Origin of the sequence: Thermococcus gorgonarius (assembly GCF_002214385.1) — an archaeon.
In the GTDB taxonomy this organism is placed as follows: Archaea; Methanobacteriota_B; Thermococci; order Thermococcales; family Thermococcaceae; genus Thermococcus; species Thermococcus gorgonarius.
In genome coordinates this window covers 918,943-933,820 of sequence record NZ_CP014855.1, presented here as the reverse complement: position 1 = coordinate 933,820, position 14,878 = coordinate 918,943, and the positions used below count along the sequence as shown (strand labels likewise).

The following is a 14,878-nucleotide window of genomic DNA, read 5'->3' as shown; positions in this document are numbered from 1 at the left end:
CCATCAGAATGCTTCAATGTTAACACTTAAAAGGTTCTCCTTCCTTAACCTCACGCCATGGTCGCACGTGAAACACTGAAAAAGTCACCGGGATCACTTGCGGTCAGTTTTCTTCTAGTGATTTCTATGGTAGCTCTCTCTCGCTTTCTTTGCCCTTGCTGGGCGGTTGTCTTGGTCTGGCTTCTTGGTTTGTCTTTGGTGGACTGTTTTTTCCCTGAGTTTCCAGTGACTATCAAGCTTTCAGTTGCACCGGCCGTCGGAATATCGATTTTGGCAATAACCTTCCATATCTTCAGTCTGTTTGGAGCTGGAATAAAAACGGGGACTGTTTTTTTGGTTATACTGGCCATCATACTTTTGGCTCGTTCGTGGTCGGAGCTTTTGGAATTGGTGACGAGTTCAGTTCGCGAAAAGGGTGATATTCTCAGGTGGGCTGTTCCAATACTGATTATTGTGCTTGTACACTGGGCTGTTTATACTTATCCAACGGACAACGTTGACAACTTCTTCCACGCAACCAAAATCGAGTACATGCTGAGGTACGACACTACTTATCCTCCAGTGGTTCCCATTTTCAATGTTCTAACATATCCGGCGGGTTATCATTCTCTGGCGTCTTTTGTAATGATTCTAAGTGGAGAGGAGGTAATACCCAAGATCATGCTGGAGCTGAGGCTCTGGGCGTGGGCTTTTCTGGCCATGGGTATTTACGCCCTCTCGTACATCTGGCTCGGACGAAAGGTTGCCAATTACACCCTTTTAGCCATGCTCGGTGTGAACTTGCTTCACTACTACCTTCTCGTTTACATAGCGCCGAACTTTCTGGGATTCTACTTCTTCGCAGTTCTCCTTGCTCTTTTCGTCAAGATGGGTGAAAAGCTCGATATGAAAAAATACCTCATATTGGTTCTCATAAGCGTGGGTGCCGTCTTGGTTCATCCTTACAGTTACCAAAATTACGTTTTCGTTGCTTTGGTGTACCTTGTCCTGAGGCTTCTCTCTGAAAGTTTAAGTGTTCGCAGGTTCATCTTCCTATTGAAACGTGCTTTCATTCTTTTTGTCATCCCGCTTTTCATCCACGCGGTCATTAATCCCTACGTTTGGTTCCCCTCATTGGCTCATGTCAAACTGGAGTATCCATGGGCTTCTTCCGTTAGTGTCGTTGTCTCTAAACTTTCTGTATTCCGAGGCAAGAACCCTAGAGACACATGGTGGTACTTCGAGCTCTTTACCAGATGGGCAACGGTCAGAAACGACAACTACCTTGGAGTGCTCTTCATGATCCTAGGTGGAACTTATCTTGTGTACAAAAGAGAGTTCAGGAGAAAGGGACTCTCGCTCGTGGTCTTTTTCGCTTTTGTTATGTTTCTAATACTTGACAGACTGACAATAAACGTCCCCGTACCTTTCTACAGCACCGCGGCCATTGAGAGGATGTTCCTCTGGCTGGTCCCTGTGTTTCCCCTTTTCGTCGGGGCGGGCCTTTTTTGGTTTGGGGAGATTGTATCCAAACCCGCAGTTAGAGAGATAAGCAAGAAAATTCTGTATTTAAGCATTGTAGGGGCCTTTTTCCTGATCCCCGCAGTTGGCACTGCTCATGACCTCCTCGCGGCGGAGGCTAACTTTTACGTCAGGGCCGACAACCTCGAGGACTTCCGCTGGATTTCCATCAACTTTCCCAACGTGACCGTGTTGAACTCCTGCACCCTTGATTCAGCACAGTGGATGCCCTTCTTTGAGCCCCAGGGCAACATAACAGTGATGTTCAACAGCAGGATTAAAAGATGCCGGATTTGGAATATGACCCCTTCAAAATTTGCAGCAAAGCTGTTGAACGAAAGTCAAATCCTTCCTGGCTATATAGCGTACATAGACACCAACGCCCCCAGTTTGAACCCTCTTGACTTCTTTCAAAAATATCGGCTTCTAAGAGTAAACGGAAACAACTGGATTTTTGATCTCTCATCTTTAGACACATCTATGAACGAGAAAACTGCGGCTTTGGCTCTGAGACTCTGTGAGGATTCCATACCAGGTAATACTGAGAGATACGGAAAGTACTTCGTCTACGGCTTTAAAAAGAAGTACTTTGGTGTGAGAAGTATGTATCTGGAAGGCCTTGAATATGCCTGGATGGGTGGTAGAAAAGGTATCGTGGGATTCGCCCCCTGTAAAGACTATCGGGGTCTGTTGATAGAACTTTACTCCTTCACAGAGCAGGCCATAAACGTTACCGTAAATGGAAAACCCGTGCTAAAGGATTTTGAACTTAAGGCCGGAGAAAACCGTCTGGAGATTCCCGTTACCTTGCCTGAGGACAGGCTTACCTTCGTATCGCTCTCGGTTGAAAGTGGCCCCCTGTTGATAAGGGAAATCAAACTATTGGCCGATTCGTAAGTTTGGAAAAAGTTTATTATTCTCCGATATCAGATTCTTGGGGGTATCAGATGGGCAGGAGGCAATCAAGCATAGAGGGCAAAAACAAGATAAACGGTGTCCACCTCCATGAGGACGACTTCCCATGTGCGCTCTACATCACGGTGTGGAGGAGATGAAATGAAGGACAGGAAAAAGAGTGCGATGCTCCTTTCAATTCTTCTAGCCTACTACCTCGTGACCCGCCTCTGGGGAATCTCGTCTGCTATGAACGAGTATTTCGACTACGACGAGGGCACATACCTAATGATAGCCAGGTTCATCAACCACGGAGTGCTGCCTTACCGCGATATTTACGCTGTTCATCCACCTTTTTATTACTACCTTCTCGCCCTCTGGCTCCGCATTTTTGGAGACAGCTACGTCGTTGGAAGACTCCTCTCCGTTTTTCTGGGACTTCTGGCTGCTTTAGTCGCCTACCTTGTCGGCCGGGAGCTTCGCGATTGGAAAACTGGAATTCTCTTCTCGGCCGTTGTTACTATGGATCCCATAATGGTTCATATGAACGGCCTCGTGTTTCACGAGACCACGATTGAGCTTTTCACTCTGCTTTCCCTCTACTACTTCGTCAGGTACGTAAAGCATAGAAACAGAAAGGATGCCCTCTGGTCACTCTTCTGGGCGGGAGTTGGAAGTACTTCCAAGTTTACGATACTGCCCTATGCAGCGGCCCTTTACGTTGTTCTCGTGTTCTTCATTGACGCCGAGACCGAATCCTACCTCGATGGCCTCGGCAGGGTTCTGCTCAACAGGGTTCAGGTTTTTCTTGTTCTCGTTACCTACGGCATCATGTCCCTCCTCGTCGTGGGCGCGGTAATGCTTTATCCATCGGATGAGCTGAGACACATCCTGATACTCCCCGGGGTGCATGGAATAGACGTTGTTGGACACGTCATTCCGGCTGGGATCTTTTTGATACTCTGGGGCTTTCTGACCCTCTACATCTTCAGGATATCTTACCTCAGAAAAATTGTGCGCTCTGTCTATCTGATTCTCAGGAACTTAAAAACGGCCCTTCAGTACCTTCTGGCCTTTCTGCTCCCTAAAGCTGTGATAGAGGGCATCCTGGGATTCGGTGTGAGTGCAGATTACTTTAACCAGACGTATCTTGCCCAAGGTTCCAGGTACATTCCCCTGGCCGGATTCTTTGACCTCCTTTCAACTATCCTTAGAAAATTCACGAACGAAAAGCCGGACTTCGTTGTTTTTTACGTGCCCTTGATCTTTATCTTCACGGTTTTACTCTTTTACTTCAGCAGAGGGGAGAAAATAGGAAGGCCGTCTGTTGCAGGCCCACTCCTCGTAGTCTCCTCCGTTATGTATCTTCTCCTTTTCCCCGTAATTCCGAACATACGGTTCCTTTATCCAATGGTGCTAACGGCATACCTGGCGTTTTTTGAATCTCTCCCGGGCAGGTTTGAAGGGAGAAAGCTCCTTGCTTTAGCTTTTGCAATTGTTCTGGTTTTTGGGGTGGCGGATTATGGGATCGCCTACAACTACCGGAATGGAAAACTGCTCATCGCCTGGGCGAGCCACAGTAAAGACCTCAGGGACGATCTTGGTGAGTATATTCAAAACACGAACCTGCACGGGACGTATCTCTCGGTCAACCCCTTTAACGCCTACTACTTAAACCTCCGGGTCGATCCCTACTGCCTTGACACCTTCGGGATTGTCTATATGGGGAACTCTAGCCGGCTTTGGGAGACTGCAAACAAAAGCGATTACATGCTTTTCAGTACGTGGATGTACGCAATGAGCAGGGAATCCAAAGTTTTTGAGAAAACCTTCGGAAAACTAAAGGAACGCGCAGTCGTGAACGGCTCGCTCCTCTACGCCGAAAGCTATGGCAGAGGAGACGTTATAGAGCTCTTTAACAACTCTGAGGAAAAATCTCACGTGATAGGGTTCTCATCCTTCTTCGGGAAGCTTCAGCTGTGGGTAAATGGGAGTGAGGTTGCCTACGTTTATCCTTCAGTTGGCAACGTCACATACTCGTGGAGGGCAATCATCAAGAGGAACCCCAACGGAGAGTATGACCTCGCTTATTACTCCCGGAATGGAAATTCAATTGCAGTTCGTCTTTCCCAGGATGGAAATTCTTTAACACTGTCTTTCCCTGTGGTCGTGAACCTGACTATAGAGTTTAAGGAGAACGCAGTGGCCATTCAGAACGGAAAGCTCCTCAGGGAAGGCACCCGTGGTAAGTTTACGGTTTTCTATCCCGAAGGGAGCTTTTCAGTGGGAGGCAACAGCACGGTAACGCTGGTAACTTCATCCAAGGTCGTTATACAATGCAGAGAGGTCAGAATCGAGGCGGAAAATTAATCAGCTGGAGTTCAGGTTTGAGGATATTTCACTCCTTATTTTTTCGTTTAAGCGGCTCTCAGAAGACGAGAGAGACTCTGCAAGATTTCCATGTTCTCCTTTGGCTATCCTTAAGTAGTGGAAACCCCAGACAAGAATAATCAGAACCAACGCCGCCATAAGGAGGTATTCCACGGCCCCCTGGGCCCTTAATCTTCTCATAACTTTGCCCTCCAGGAATAAAAAGGAAAAACGTTTGAAATCAGCTGCCAAGAGCACTGCTGAGCTCCTCATTGACTTTGGAGTTCAATTGCTCCTGCCCGCTGCTGATTGTCTCCCCGGTCTTCTGACCTGAGCTCCTAAGGTACCTTATGACAACGGCTATGATTATCAGGGCCGCTGCAATCATAAACAGGTACTCGATTGCACCCTGAGCCTTCCTCTTCATTTCAAACCACCTCCGTGTGGGTTCTTCATGATATCTTGCATTACTCTGCCTTATATAGATTTCTCATCACATTTGTGGGATATCCCGGCAAATCTGGGTATAGACAGTGAACCTTTAACTACTCAGTAAATCTGCTGGAAGAAGAACAAGCTAACCCAGTTATTGTTGGTCTCTATTCAATGCGCTCTGATTATTAGGTGGGCAGTGACTAACTCCAAGTTCAAAAACTTTTATATAACTTTTTCGCCAGATTAACGAGGAGTGTAGAGTATGAAACTGGTGTACATCTCCGCCGAATCAGCGAGCGTTGAAGATGGGGTAAATCATTTCATGGAGAAACTTAAAACCGCTAAAGACAGAACCGGGTGGTATATAGTCTCTGCACAACTTAACCTAACGTTCGGTGCGTTTATGCACCTATCTGCACTTCTCCTTGTTGATGAGTCAAAGACGGGCGGTGATTTGGCCGTTGTCTATTCTACCGGGGGCGGAAGAGAGGCCGCTGTTCTTGGTGTTATTGATAAGCTAAACCCCATTATACAGAACGCGGACGTTGTATCCTTCAGGGTCGGGTCCTATACAACGCCCGTAACCAGGAGAACGTATGCTGTTGGAATGGTCGCCTACAACAGGCCCGCACTTCAGGCCTCAGAGGTTTTACAGACCCAGGACCGGAGGGAGCTTTTGGCCCACGTTCTTTCCCTCTTCGATTACAATCCCAAAGTTCTCAACATCTCTGAACTTGCCAGGGTCTTTGGCGTTTCCAGGGATACCATATACTATGACATCCAGCAGATATTAAAGGAAAAAAAGCTGGATTAGCCCGTGTAAAATGGGACCGGCGTGGCAGTCAGTACAAAGAGAATTGCCGCCAGGAGGGCCAGAAGTTTTCTGCTTGTTGGTATCGGTGAGACCTCGTCCAAAGCCCCCGGGTTTCCGGCGCTTCCGATGAAAAGGATCAGCAGGGCCCAGAGGAACCACCCGACCCAGAAGTAGCTCATGACCACCAGGAAGAGCCCCATCCCCCAGGTGAACTGGCGGTGAAGCCTTTCGCTCATGAAAGCCCTGGCTACGTGCCCCCCGTCGAGCTGTGCCGCGGGGATCAGGTTCAGGAAAGTAACGAGAACCCCGACCCAGCCGGCTATGGCTACCGGATGCAGAAGGAGCACGTAGTCTCCTGAGGGCGGGTTGAGGATGGCCCTCTGGAGGATCTCAAATAGGAGGTTGGTGCCAAAGTATATTCCTTCCCCCGGCAACGACTGGAAAGCGCTGACGGGAACGAAGGTGGAAAGCCTCAGACCTATCGCCGTAACGGGTATTGCGACCAGAATCCCGGCCAGAGGCCCGCTAACTCCCAGGTCGATCGCGGCTTTTCTTGTCGGAATGGGGGACTTTACCCTTATGACCGCCCCAAGAGTTCCGAGCAGGTTGGGAAAGGGTATGAAGTAAGGAAACGTCGCCTTGACGTTGTGGAGGGAGGCAGCTATCTTGTGCCCCAGCTCGTGGGTTCCAAGTATTCCCAAAACGCTCATGGAGAATGCTAGGCTTATCACGTATGGATTTCTGTAACCGGGTAAGCCGAACTCGTCGAGGGTCCCGATGTAGTTAAGGGCAAGAACATATCCCGCCCACAGCGTTGAGAGAAGCGTCGCTATGAAGAGCAGCACACCTATCCAGGGGTTGTCCCGTTTGATTTCCCCTGCGGGGAAGAGGTAAAGGACGACTCTTCCGTTGGATTTTTTCAAAGCTGCCCAGTAGCCATAGTCCTCTATCTCACCCAAAAACCTCTCAAAGTCGTCGTTAATGATTTCCCTAACCTCAAATGTGAAAACTCCCTCCCTGACTTCGAGAGGTTCGACGGAGTAAAACTCCCGGATCTTCTCCTCTACCTCCGCCGGAAGCGTGGGGCGGGAGGTAATCGTTTCCCCTACCTCCACCGAAAAGCCCACTAGTACCATGTCCCCCCCGCACTTGGGGCAGGCTTTTTCCAGAAGTGGTTCTGTTGAGTCGAGTACTTCCCGATGTCCGCAGTTAACGCACTCGTATACTCCCTTTGTCATCGTTCTTCCCCCGGATATTTGAACTGGTGGGTTAAAAAACTAGTCCTCGAGTAGTTCCACCTCCCCTTCATCGGCGTTAACGCGGACCCTCATGCCCGTTTTCAGCTTTGACACGTCTATACCATCCACCATCGGGATTTCCGCTATTATTGCCCCTGTTGAAACAATCGTCTCAGCCTCACCAACTATAATTGCCTTTGGTGCCTTTCCGTTCTTTTTAAGGGCGTAGATAATGTAGGAGCCAACTGTCGAACCCTTTCCGCGCGGGAAGGCGAGTATCTTCCCCGCTATGCTCTCGCCCCTTATGTCGCTCTCAGCATCGGTTACAATGCCAGTTTCAGGGTCGACGCCGCCCAAAAAGGAGAGGGGTTTTTGAGAAACTATTAGCTCTCCCTCCGCCTTTCCCCCGACTATCTTCCTTCCTTTAAACTTCATCCTCTCACCTCACGGGGCTTCTTTGATGAGGTTCTCTGTATCGTCAAGTCTCACGTTAAAACCGAAGGAGCGGAAGTAGAAAGCCGACTTACCGCTGTTTGTTGCTATTCCTTTGTACCAGCCTTTTATTGGAGAAACAACAAAGCATGAATCCGCCATGATCTTCCCGTTGTAGCGCTCTATTACCTCAGTATAGCCGAGGCTATCGGCAAGTGCCTTGACTGCCCTGCTGGCGGTTATGAAGAGTGGTATTTTCAGGGGTCTTCCCCGCATCACCAGAAGCTCCGCGATCTCCTTGACTTCCATGAGGGAAGCGTGCGGACAGCCAATGAGTATCATATCGATATCGCTCCAGTCGTCGCTGAACTGCTCCTTAACGGCTTTGATGTCACTGTCTTCAACGGTTAGCTTTTCCAGTTTGTCCACTATTGCCCCTTTGTACTCCGGCGTCTCACCCTCGACGTGGTAGAGGGCTATTGAACCGCTCGCGGCCATTGCCGCGCCCATCTCTTTGAGAAACTCTGTCCTCTCGGGCTTTATCTTCCTGAGATACAGCACGTCGTTTCCGAGGGTTCTCCCGAGGTGGTAGCCAAGGGCCGCATAATCGACGAACGTTCTCACCTTTGCCTGGACATCAACTATAACGGTGGCTTTTCTGTTCTCGTCCAGATGAAGCCCATAATTTGGGGTTTTCCCGACTATTGCAGCGGCCAGACTTGACGGCCCGCCTTCCCTGTTTGTCCTTGCCCCTATTATTGAGTTGGCAAATATTACAGCCGAGCTCTCGCTCCAGGCTATATGGTCGCCGAACTTCGGCAGGTTGGCTCCGTAGTATGGAGTGCACGTTGATGTCGTCTCGATTCCCATCTCTCTGTAGAGCTCAAGCACTTCTCTCTGCTTTTCCATGAACTCTTCATCGCCGATTCCCGCAGGATTCAACGTTGTGTAAACGCTAACCTTCGCTCCGGCTCTCACAAAATCCCTCAGGAACTCTATTCCGGCGTCGCCTATGTTCTTGTACGAAACCCCCGCAACCTGGGCGCTTTTGATTGGAATCAGCCGGTCTGCTCCGTAAATATCGCCGAGGGCAACTAGAATTTCCATTGCTTTCTGGAGAGCATAGCCATACTCCCCGGCCAGGATGAGTTCCTCTTCCTTCGTCAGGTACATTTTACCACCCTAACCATTACGTTAGCCTAGGTTATAAAACCGCCTCCGCAAAATTTATAAACCCAGGCGGGTTCACTAACTACGGGTCGAGCAGCGGGGTGGGGCAGCTAGGAGTGCCCGCCGGGCTCATAACCCGGAGGTCGGAGGTTCAAATCCTCCCCCCGCTACCAAACGTTTTCTGAGAGCTTTCTTGTGCAGTTCTCTATGAACCGTTCCTTCCAGTTACGAAAAGGCTTAAATATTTCTTTGACTCAATATACCTCGAAGTTCGATACATCGAGGTGAGTGATATGGAGACCGTTGAAGGTGTCATTGTCGTCACCACCGAAGGAATCCCCGGCTACAGAATAGTCGAGGTCAAGGGCATTGCCAGAGGAGGTATCGTGAAGGCAACCCATATCGGGAGGGACATAATGGCCATTCTCAGGAACATCAAGGGCGGCGAGGTTAAAGAGTACACGGAGATGATGGCTGAGGCGAGGGAAGAAGCTTTGAGAAGAATGGTGCTCCACGCCAAGGAGATGGGGGCCAACGCAGTCGTTAACGTCCGTTTTGCCACATCAAACGTCGGTTCGAGCGTCGCGGAGGTCTATGCCTACGGAACGGCCGTCGTCGTCGAGAAGGAGTGATGGCCATGTACCCGTTTCCATTTATCATCCTGGGGGCCTTGCTCGCCTGGGTGACGGTTTATGCCGTCGGCTTCAGGAAGCAGAGGTGGGCTGAGCTTCTCCTGGGCCTTGCGGCGTTCTTTATAGCCATGATAGTCCAGAACCCGGTTCAGCAGCTCCCTCTCATGGGGATCGGCATCAGGTCAAACGCGGACGTTGTGGCGAGGGGGACGACCTTCACGGTGGCCGTTGCACTCTGGCTTGGCTTAGCCGCTGGCTTTGTCCAGGAGGGCGTTAAGTACTCCCTCGTCAGGGAGAGAAAGCTCCGCGAGGCTGTCTTCGTCGGCTTAGGCTTTGGTGTGACTGAAGCGGTTGTGATAGCTGTCGCTCCAGTGATTATTACTCGCGGACTCTCACCGGAAGTGTCCCTCCTGAACGCCCTCGTTTCCATGGGCGAGCGCTATTTCACGATCCTCTTCCACGTCGGAACTACGGTTCTTTTAGCCTATTACGCCCAAAAAGGCCTGGGAAAGAGGGGACTCCTCTACATGATTGGCCTGCACACGATACTTGATACGGGTGCAGCTTACTATCAGCTGGCATTCTTTATGGATCCCCGGCCAATTCACACGTTAAACATCCTGGCCTACTTCCTTGAGGCCGCCGTTGCGGTTGTTGGAATCCTGGTGTTTGCCTACGGGGCGTTAAAGGCACTCAGCGAGCCAGAAGTGGAAGAAAGGCCCATATGGTGAGAAAGCTTGCTTGGAAACCCGAAGGAGAAGGCCCTCAAGAAGCTCCGAAAGGAACTCCGCTCCGGCCTCTACTCCTACCTAATTCTTTCCATTCTAGAAAGGGAGGGCGAACTGCACGGCTACGCGATAAGGAAGAGGCTCGGCGAGCTAAGCGGTGGAAGGCTCGTGCCGAGTGAAGGGGCCCTGTACGACATCCTGAAGGGGCTTAAGAAGCTCGGCCTTGTGGAGGACGAGTGGGCCGAAGCGGGTGGAAGGCCGAAGAAGTACTACCGTCTCACTGAACTCGGAAGGGAGGTTTTGGGAGAGCTGAGGGATGAGATTGGGGGCATAATTAAGGTTCTGGAGGAGATGGGCTGACCTTTCTTTAAATCCCGGACCGCCGGGGGAGTAATGGTAAAACTTTAATAAGTATCTGCGTAACCAATGGTGGTGAGTGAGATGGAAGGCCAAAAACGGCTCGTGCGTTCAAAGAAGAACCGCATGCTCCTGGGTGTTCTCGGGGGCATAGCTGAGTATCTTGACGTTGATCCAACCCTTGTAAGACTGATCTTCGTTGTCCTCCTGGTCTTTCAGCCGGTTGCGATGACCCTCCTCTACTTCCTCGCCGCCCTCGTGATTCCCGAGGAGAGCGGGGAGGAGAAACCCGTGGAGGAGAGGTTTAACGATATCATCAGAGAGACTGAGAAAGTGTTTTCAGGCGAGGAAAAGAACGACCTCGTTAAGGCCCTTGCTGTGATTCTCATACTAGTTGGGGTTCTCTATCTGCTTGCGTTTACATTCCCAATATTCTTCGTCCTCAGGGTTCCGTCGGTTAACGTCCTTTTGGCGATCTTGCTTCTCGTACTGGGCATCGTCCTGCTCCTTAGGGGTGGTTGAGATGGGGAGAACCGCTGGCGTTATCCTCATATTCCTCGGCGTGCTGCTCCTGATGAAGGAGTTCAGGCCGGCCTTCATCATCTGGCTTGAGCCATACAGGGAGGTTATACGAAATTCCCTGGGAGGAGTAACTCTTATCGCGGCCGGTTCCTACCTTCTCGCGCGGGGATCCATTAGGCGGATTATTGCTCTCCTCTACGTTATCTACCTTGCACTTTATCTGGTGGTGTGAATGAGCAGGTGGGGAATAGTCCGGGCATTCCTCTTAGGCCCGCTGCTTGAAGCGGCCGTTCCAAAACCCGGTAACGTCAGCAGGCTGAGGGATTTCGATGACCTGACTTTTTATCATTTCCTCTTCGCGGACACGGCGGTTGTTGGGGTTTATTACGAAGCGGCAAAGGTTGGTGAGCTCATCGGAAGAGGCCTCCTTAAGCCGAGCGATGCCGGAATCGGCGAACTCATCAGAAGGGCCGTTGAATCTTCGAGAACTTTCCAGGACGCAAACCCCAACTTTGGTGTTGTAACGCTTTCCGTGCCGCTTATAATTGCCCTTTCCATGTCAGGGGACATCCTTGAGGCCAGGAAGAGAATCCCTCTGCTAATAGGTGAATCAACCGTCAGGGACACGGTAGAGCTTTACAGGGCCATCAGAATAGCGAACCCCAAGGGGATTCCAAGCGGGGTTAAGTACGACGTTTACAGCGACGATTCCTTTAGGGAGCTCTTCGATGATAACGTGAACCTTTTAAAGCTCGCCGAGATAAGCTGCGAACGGGAGCTGATATTCTGCGAGTGGCTCAGCGAATATGAGGTGACGTATTCCATGTTTTCCCGCCTTTATGAGCTTTTGCCCGAGCTTCCCCTCGAAGAGGCCGTGAGAAGGGCTTTTCTTGAGCTCCTTGCGAGCAGGATTGACACCCTGATAGAGCGGAAAGCTGGCAGGGATGAAGCAGTCCTCGTTATGAAAAAAGCCGGTGAAGTACTTGAAGGCAAGCTAAGCGAGAAGGAGTTCGACGAGTTCATGAGGGCCAGGGGAGATCTGAGGAACCCCGGTAGTTTAGCCGATGTGATGGCAGTATCGTTGAGCCTGCTGGCTTTCAAAGGGTTGAAGCTTGAAACAAGGGATGGAAAGGTCTGGGGCGTTATCTGACAACTTTTATTCTCCTGATTGCTCTGGCCTCAAAGCCTGCCGCCTGGCTGTCCATTATCAGCGCGTCCCCTCCAAGCTCGTCAACTATTCTGACCTTTAACCCGGATAGCTCCAGCAGTTCCTCGTCTCCGCCAAACTCTTCGTTTGCCTGGGTTTTCACGAACTCGTAGGCCTCTCTGCCCATTATGACGACGTCCGGCTTATAGCCGTCCAGTTTGAGCTCGCTGGCCTTTTCTTCGATTTCACTCAGAACCCTGATAAGTTCACCGCGCATTTTCGACCCCTAACAAAGTTGGGTTCCGGCGTTAAAAGGATTGTCATTGCCTTCGAGGGCAACATTTTTAACCCCCTGTCTAAGCCCCACCCGATGGCCATGAAGACTCTCGCCGATGTCTTCAGGGAAGCGCTCAGGGAGAAGGGCATAGAGAGTATCGGAACCCTCTCAAAGAGGTTTAGAAAGTCAAAGAACAAGCTCCAGGACATAGCGATTGAGATAGTCCACGGAAAGGGGGCAATCTTCAGGGTTCCGGAAAAGACTGCAGTAGCCTGGGACCTCAGCGGAAGGCGCGTCGAGGGCTCTTACTACGCCTACGCCCCGCTCTGCATGATGGAGAAGTTCGAGCCGGTTCTCACGCCAGAAGAGCTTCGCTCAAAATTGCCTGACTGGCCGTACTTCATAGTTGACCTCCAGCTCTGGGACAAGCACACCCAGAAGGAGAAGGGCAAAGTTTGCCTCCAGATTAACCAGTGCTACGGTCTGCTGAGGGACTACTTCACGGGGAGCGAGTTAGCTGTTACCTGGGCCGGCGAGGAATTCAGAAAGATGTTCCACGGCCCGCTCGACAGGATAACCGTTTACGATGGCCCAACCGCCGAGTTTCTAAAGGAGAAAAAAATAGACGAGGTCGTCCTCCTCGACCCCTGGGCCGACGAGGTTTTGAGCGAAAAGGACTTCGACGTTAAGGCCTTCATAATCGGGGGAATAGTGGACACCGGCGGAGAGAAAAAGCTGACCCCCAAGATAGGAGAGGAGCTGGAGAAAGCCGGAATAAAGGTTCGTCGGCGGAAGATTGTTCTCAAAGGCGACATCCTAGGCGTCCCTGACAGGATAAACAGGATTCTCGGCATAATCCTCAAAATGATGGTTGAAGGAAAGAGCATGGACGAGGCTGTATATGAGATGCAGGAGCCTCTGCACGCGCGCTGGCGCCTCAGAAAGGAGCTTCCGAAAAGGGCAATCCGCTACAAGGTGGACGGGAAGACCTACCGCGTCGTTGAGAAGGAGCTCTTCGACTACTACTCCAGCTGGCTCAAAATCCGCTGGGAGGACTTCGTGAAAGTCTTGAGAGAACTCGACCTCATAGCCCTCGAGCGGAAGAGGATACACCACCTCAACAAGATATCCAACGCGCGGATAATCAACGGCAAGCTTTACCGCATCCTACTCCTCAAAAAGGCCGCGATGCTGTGTTACAACTGCTGACTTTTTCTCCCTACTTCTCGTGCACTTCGAAAGCCTTATAACTTATGCCCCCGTAAGTAACTTACGGTGGCGTAAGTGCTGTTCGACCTCAGGCCCAAAACCCGGAGAGAAGAGATATTCGACAGGGAAAGGGAATTCAATGAACTTGAGAAGAGCCTTGAAACTTACCCGATAACACTCCTGCTCGGGATAAGGCGCGTTGGGAAGAGCTCAATTTTGAGGGCTTACCTAAACGAGAGACCGGGTGTCCTAATAGATTGTAGGGAGCTCTATGCCGAGAGAGGCCACCTAACGAGGGACGAACTCGTAAAGGAGCTTCAGTCAAGGGTCAGCCTTCTCGGAAAGCTGACGTCGAGGTTTAAGGTCTCGCTCAACCTCAAGTTCTTGACCCTGGAGCCTAGGGAGCTCTCCCTGAGGGAAGTCTTCAGGGAGTTAAACGACCTCGGCGAGAAGCTCGGAGGGTTCATAATGGCCTTTGATGAAGCCCAGTACCTGCGCTTTTACGGCTCAAGGGGTGGAAAAGAACTTTTGGCCCTGTTTGCCTACGCCTACGACAGCCTTCCAAATTTAAGGATAGTACTCACCGGCTCTGAAGTTGGGCTCCTCCACGATTTTCTGAAGATAACCGATTACGAGAGCCCGCTCTACGGTCGGATTGCTGGCGAGGTCGTAGTGGAGCCCTTTGATAGAAAGACCTCCATTGAGTTCCTAAGGCAGGGTTTCAGGGAAGCAGGCCTCAACGTGTCCGAGACGGAAATAAAAGAAGCTGTAAAGCTTTTAGATGGAGTTCCGGGCTGGCTCGTGGTCTTTGGCGTCGAATACCTTAGGGAGAGAAACTTCCAGAGGGCAATGGAGAGAACTCTCAGGATAGCCAAGGGGCTTGTCATGGGCGAGCTTGAAGAGCTGAGACGGAGAAGCCCGAGATACGTTGATATTCTAAGGGCAATAGCCCTTGGCTACAACCGGTGGAGCCTCATAAGGGACTACCTCGCCGTCAGGGGGACCAGGGTCCCTGACCCGCGCCTCTATGCCCTCCTGGAAAACCTGAAAAAGATGAGCTGGGTCACAGAGGAGGGAGACACCTACAGGATAACTGACCCCGTCGTTGCCACTGTACTGAAGGACTAGCTTCCTGGGGCGTAAGTTACTTACG

Annotated in this window: 17 protein-coding genes and 1 tRNA gene; 12 read left to right on the top strand and 6 right to left on the bottom strand. The window is 50.8% G+C overall.

Annotated elements, in window-relative coordinates; genetic code table 11:
• Positions 1–57 precede the first annotated feature (57 nt).
• Both A3K92_RS05255 and A3K92_RS05250 read left to right on the top strand, forming a co-directional pair.
• Positions 58–2,397, top strand: a complete 2,340-nt coding sequence (locus A3K92_RS05255) for a DUF6541 family protein (RefSeq protein ID WP_157722431.1) — start codon at positions 58–60, stop codon at positions 2,395–2,397.
• A 159-nt stretch (positions 2,398–2,556) separates the two neighbouring features.
• Entirely contained in the window at positions 2,557–4,764 is a 2,208-nt protein-coding gene (locus A3K92_RS05250; RefSeq protein ID WP_157722430.1) for a glycosyltransferase family 39 protein, read from the top strand.
• Here A3K92_RS05250 and A3K92_RS05245 read toward each other — a convergent pair whose 3' ends face one another.
• Positions 4,765–5,022: a hypothetical protein gene (locus A3K92_RS05245; protein ID WP_232460836.1), complete on the bottom strand. Its 258-nt coding sequence runs from the start codon at positions 5,020–5,022 to the stop codon at positions 4,765–4,767.
• A complete protein-coding gene (locus A3K92_RS05240; RefSeq protein WP_088885259.1) occupies positions 5,006–5,191 on the bottom strand; it encodes a class III signal peptide-containing protein in 186 nt (61 codons plus the stop codon). Before A3K92_RS05240 ends, A3K92_RS05245 begins: the two co-directional genes overlap by 17 nt.
• A gap of 270 nt (positions 5,192–5,461) precedes the next feature.
• Here A3K92_RS05240 and A3K92_RS05235 point away from each other — a divergent pair, with 270 nt between their 5' ends.
• Complete coding sequence (locus tag A3K92_RS05235) at positions 5,462–6,013, top strand: hypothetical protein (protein WP_088885258.1); 552 nt, start codon at positions 5,462–5,464, stop codon at positions 6,011–6,013.
• Here A3K92_RS05235 and A3K92_RS05230 read toward each other — a convergent pair.
• From A3K92_RS05230 to A3K92_RS05220, 3 genes are read right to left on the bottom strand one after another with little or no spacing between them, the layout of a single operon-like run.
• Positions 6,010–7,251, bottom strand: coding sequence for a site-2 protease family protein (locus A3K92_RS05230; protein ID WP_088885257.1), 1,242 nt, complete (start codon positions 7,249–7,251; stop codon positions 6,010–6,012). The two genes, A3K92_RS05235 and A3K92_RS05230, sit on opposite strands and share 4 nt — an antisense overlap.
• Positions 7,252–7,290: 39 nt before the next feature.
• Complete coding sequence (locus A3K92_RS05225) at positions 7,291–7,686, bottom strand: DUF126 domain-containing protein (protein ID WP_088885256.1); 396 nt, start codon at positions 7,684–7,686, stop codon at positions 7,291–7,293.
• A 9-nt stretch (positions 7,687–7,695) separates the two neighbouring features.
• On the bottom strand, positions 7,696–8,856 hold the full coding sequence (locus A3K92_RS05220; protein WP_088885255.1) for an aconitase X catalytic domain-containing protein: 1,161 nt from the start codon (positions 8,854–8,856) through the stop codon (positions 7,696–7,698).
• A gap of 92 nt (positions 8,857–8,948) precedes the next feature.
• Between A3K92_RS05220 and A3K92_RS05215 the strand changes: the two genes are divergently transcribed.
• The 7 genes from A3K92_RS05215 (at position 8,949) to A3K92_RS05185 (ending at position 12,242) form a co-directional block, all read left to right on the top strand.
• Positions 8,949–9,026: transfer RNA gene (locus tag A3K92_RS05215), tRNA-Met, on the top strand.
• A 120-nt stretch (positions 9,027–9,146) separates the two neighbouring features.
• On the top strand, positions 9,147–9,485 hold the full coding sequence (locus A3K92_RS05210; protein ID WP_088885254.1) for a YbjQ family protein: 339 nt from the start codon (positions 9,147–9,149) through the stop codon (positions 9,483–9,485).
• The gene (locus tag A3K92_RS05205) at positions 9,485–10,216 is read left to right on the top strand and encodes a YhfC family glutamic-type intramembrane protease (RefSeq protein ID WP_335755186.1); all 732 of its coding nucleotides are present in this window, start codon (positions 9,485–9,487) and stop codon (positions 10,214–10,216) included. Before A3K92_RS05210 ends, A3K92_RS05205 begins: the two co-directional genes overlap by 1 nt.
• A 6-nt stretch (positions 10,217–10,222) precedes the next feature.
• Positions 10,223–10,573, top strand: a complete 351-nt coding sequence (locus A3K92_RS05200; RefSeq protein WP_088885252.1) for a PadR family transcriptional regulator — start codon at positions 10,223–10,225, stop codon at positions 10,571–10,573.
• An 81-nt stretch (positions 10,574–10,654) separates the two neighbouring features.
• A complete protein-coding gene (locus A3K92_RS05195; protein WP_088885251.1) occupies positions 10,655–11,092 on the top strand; it encodes a PspC domain-containing protein in 438 nt (145 codons plus the stop codon).
• Between the two features lies 1 nt (position 11,093).
• On the top strand, positions 11,094–11,324 hold the full coding sequence (locus A3K92_RS05190; RefSeq protein WP_088885250.1) for a hypothetical protein: 231 nt from the start codon (positions 11,094–11,096) through the stop codon (positions 11,322–11,324).
• Positions 11,325–12,242, top strand: coding sequence for a triphosphoribosyl-dephospho-CoA synthase (locus tag A3K92_RS05185; RefSeq protein WP_088885249.1), 918 nt, complete (start codon positions 11,325–11,327; stop codon positions 12,240–12,242).
• On the opposite strand, the gene A3K92_RS05180 is transcribed toward A3K92_RS05185, so the two are convergent.
• Positions 12,235–12,516 carry a family 4A encapsulin nanocompartment shell protein gene (locus A3K92_RS05180; protein WP_088885248.1) on the bottom strand — a complete coding sequence of 94 codons (282 nt, stop codon included), beginning with the start codon at positions 12,514–12,516 and terminating at the stop codon, positions 12,235–12,237. The two genes, A3K92_RS05185 and A3K92_RS05180, sit on opposite strands and share 8 nt — an antisense overlap.
• Positions 12,517–12,615: 99 nt before the next feature.
• Here A3K92_RS05180 and trm10 point away from each other — a divergent pair, with 99 nt between their 5' ends.
• Positions 12,616–13,725, top strand: a complete 1,110-nt coding sequence (trm10, locus tag A3K92_RS05175) for a tRNA (guanine(9)-/adenine(9)-N1)-methyltransferase (protein WP_088886045.1) — start codon at positions 12,616–12,618, stop codon at positions 13,723–13,725.
• A 75-nt stretch (positions 13,726–13,800) separates the two neighbouring features.
• Complete coding sequence (locus A3K92_RS05170; RefSeq protein WP_088885247.1) at positions 13,801–14,853, top strand: AAA family ATPase; 1,053 nt, start codon at positions 13,801–13,803, stop codon at positions 14,851–14,853.
• The last annotated feature ends 25 nt before the right edge of the window (positions 14,854–14,878 follow it).

Bases quoted from the DNA above. Each gene is read 5' to 3' on its own strand.
- A3K92_RS05250 (WP_157722430.1), top strand. From the start codon at position 2,557: ATGAAGGACAGGAAAAAGAGTGCGATGCTCCTTTCAATTCTTCTAGCC.
- A3K92_RS05255 (WP_157722431.1), top strand. From the start codon at position 58: ATGGTCGCACGTGAAACACTGAAAAAGTCACCGGGATCACTTGCGGTC.
- A3K92_RS05205 (WP_335755186.1), top strand. From the start codon at position 9,485: ATGGCCATGTACCCGTTTCCATTTATCATCCTGGGGGCCTTGCTCGCC.
- trm10 (WP_088886045.1), top strand. From the start codon at position 12,616: ATGAAGACTCTCGCCGATGTCTTCAGGGAAGCGCTCAGGGAGAAGGGC.
- A3K92_RS05225 (WP_088885256.1), bottom strand. From the start codon at position 7,686: ATGAAGTTTAAAGGAAGGAAGATAGTCGGGGGAAAGGCGGAGGGAGAG.
- A3K92_RS05180 (WP_088885248.1), bottom strand. From the start codon at position 12,516: ATGCGCGGTGAACTTATCAGGGTTCTGAGTGAAATCGAAGAAAAGGCC.
- A3K92_RS05185 (WP_088885249.1), top strand. From the start codon at position 11,325: ATGAGCAGGTGGGGAATAGTCCGGGCATTCCTCTTAGGCCCGCTGCTT.
- A3K92_RS05195 (WP_088885251.1), top strand. From the start codon at position 10,655: ATGGAAGGCCAAAAACGGCTCGTGCGTTCAAAGAAGAACCGCATGCTC.
- A3K92_RS05220 (WP_088885255.1), bottom strand. From the start codon at position 8,856: ATGTACCTGACGAAGGAAGAGGAACTCATCCTGGCCGGGGAGTATGGC.
- A3K92_RS05230 (WP_088885257.1), bottom strand. From the start codon at position 7,251: ATGACAAAGGGAGTATACGAGTGCGTTAACTGCGGACATCGGGAAGTA.
- A3K92_RS05235 (WP_088885258.1), top strand. From the start codon at position 5,462: ATGAAACTGGTGTACATCTCCGCCGAATCAGCGAGCGTTGAAGATGGG.
- A3K92_RS05240 (WP_088885259.1), bottom strand. From the start codon at position 5,191: ATGAAGAGGAAGGCTCAGGGTGCAATCGAGTACCTGTTTATGATTGCA.
- A3K92_RS05210 (WP_088885254.1), top strand. From the start codon at position 9,147: ATGGAGACCGTTGAAGGTGTCATTGTCGTCACCACCGAAGGAATCCCC.
- A3K92_RS05190 (WP_088885250.1), top strand. From the start codon at position 11,094: ATGGGGAGAACCGCTGGCGTTATCCTCATATTCCTCGGCGTGCTGCTC.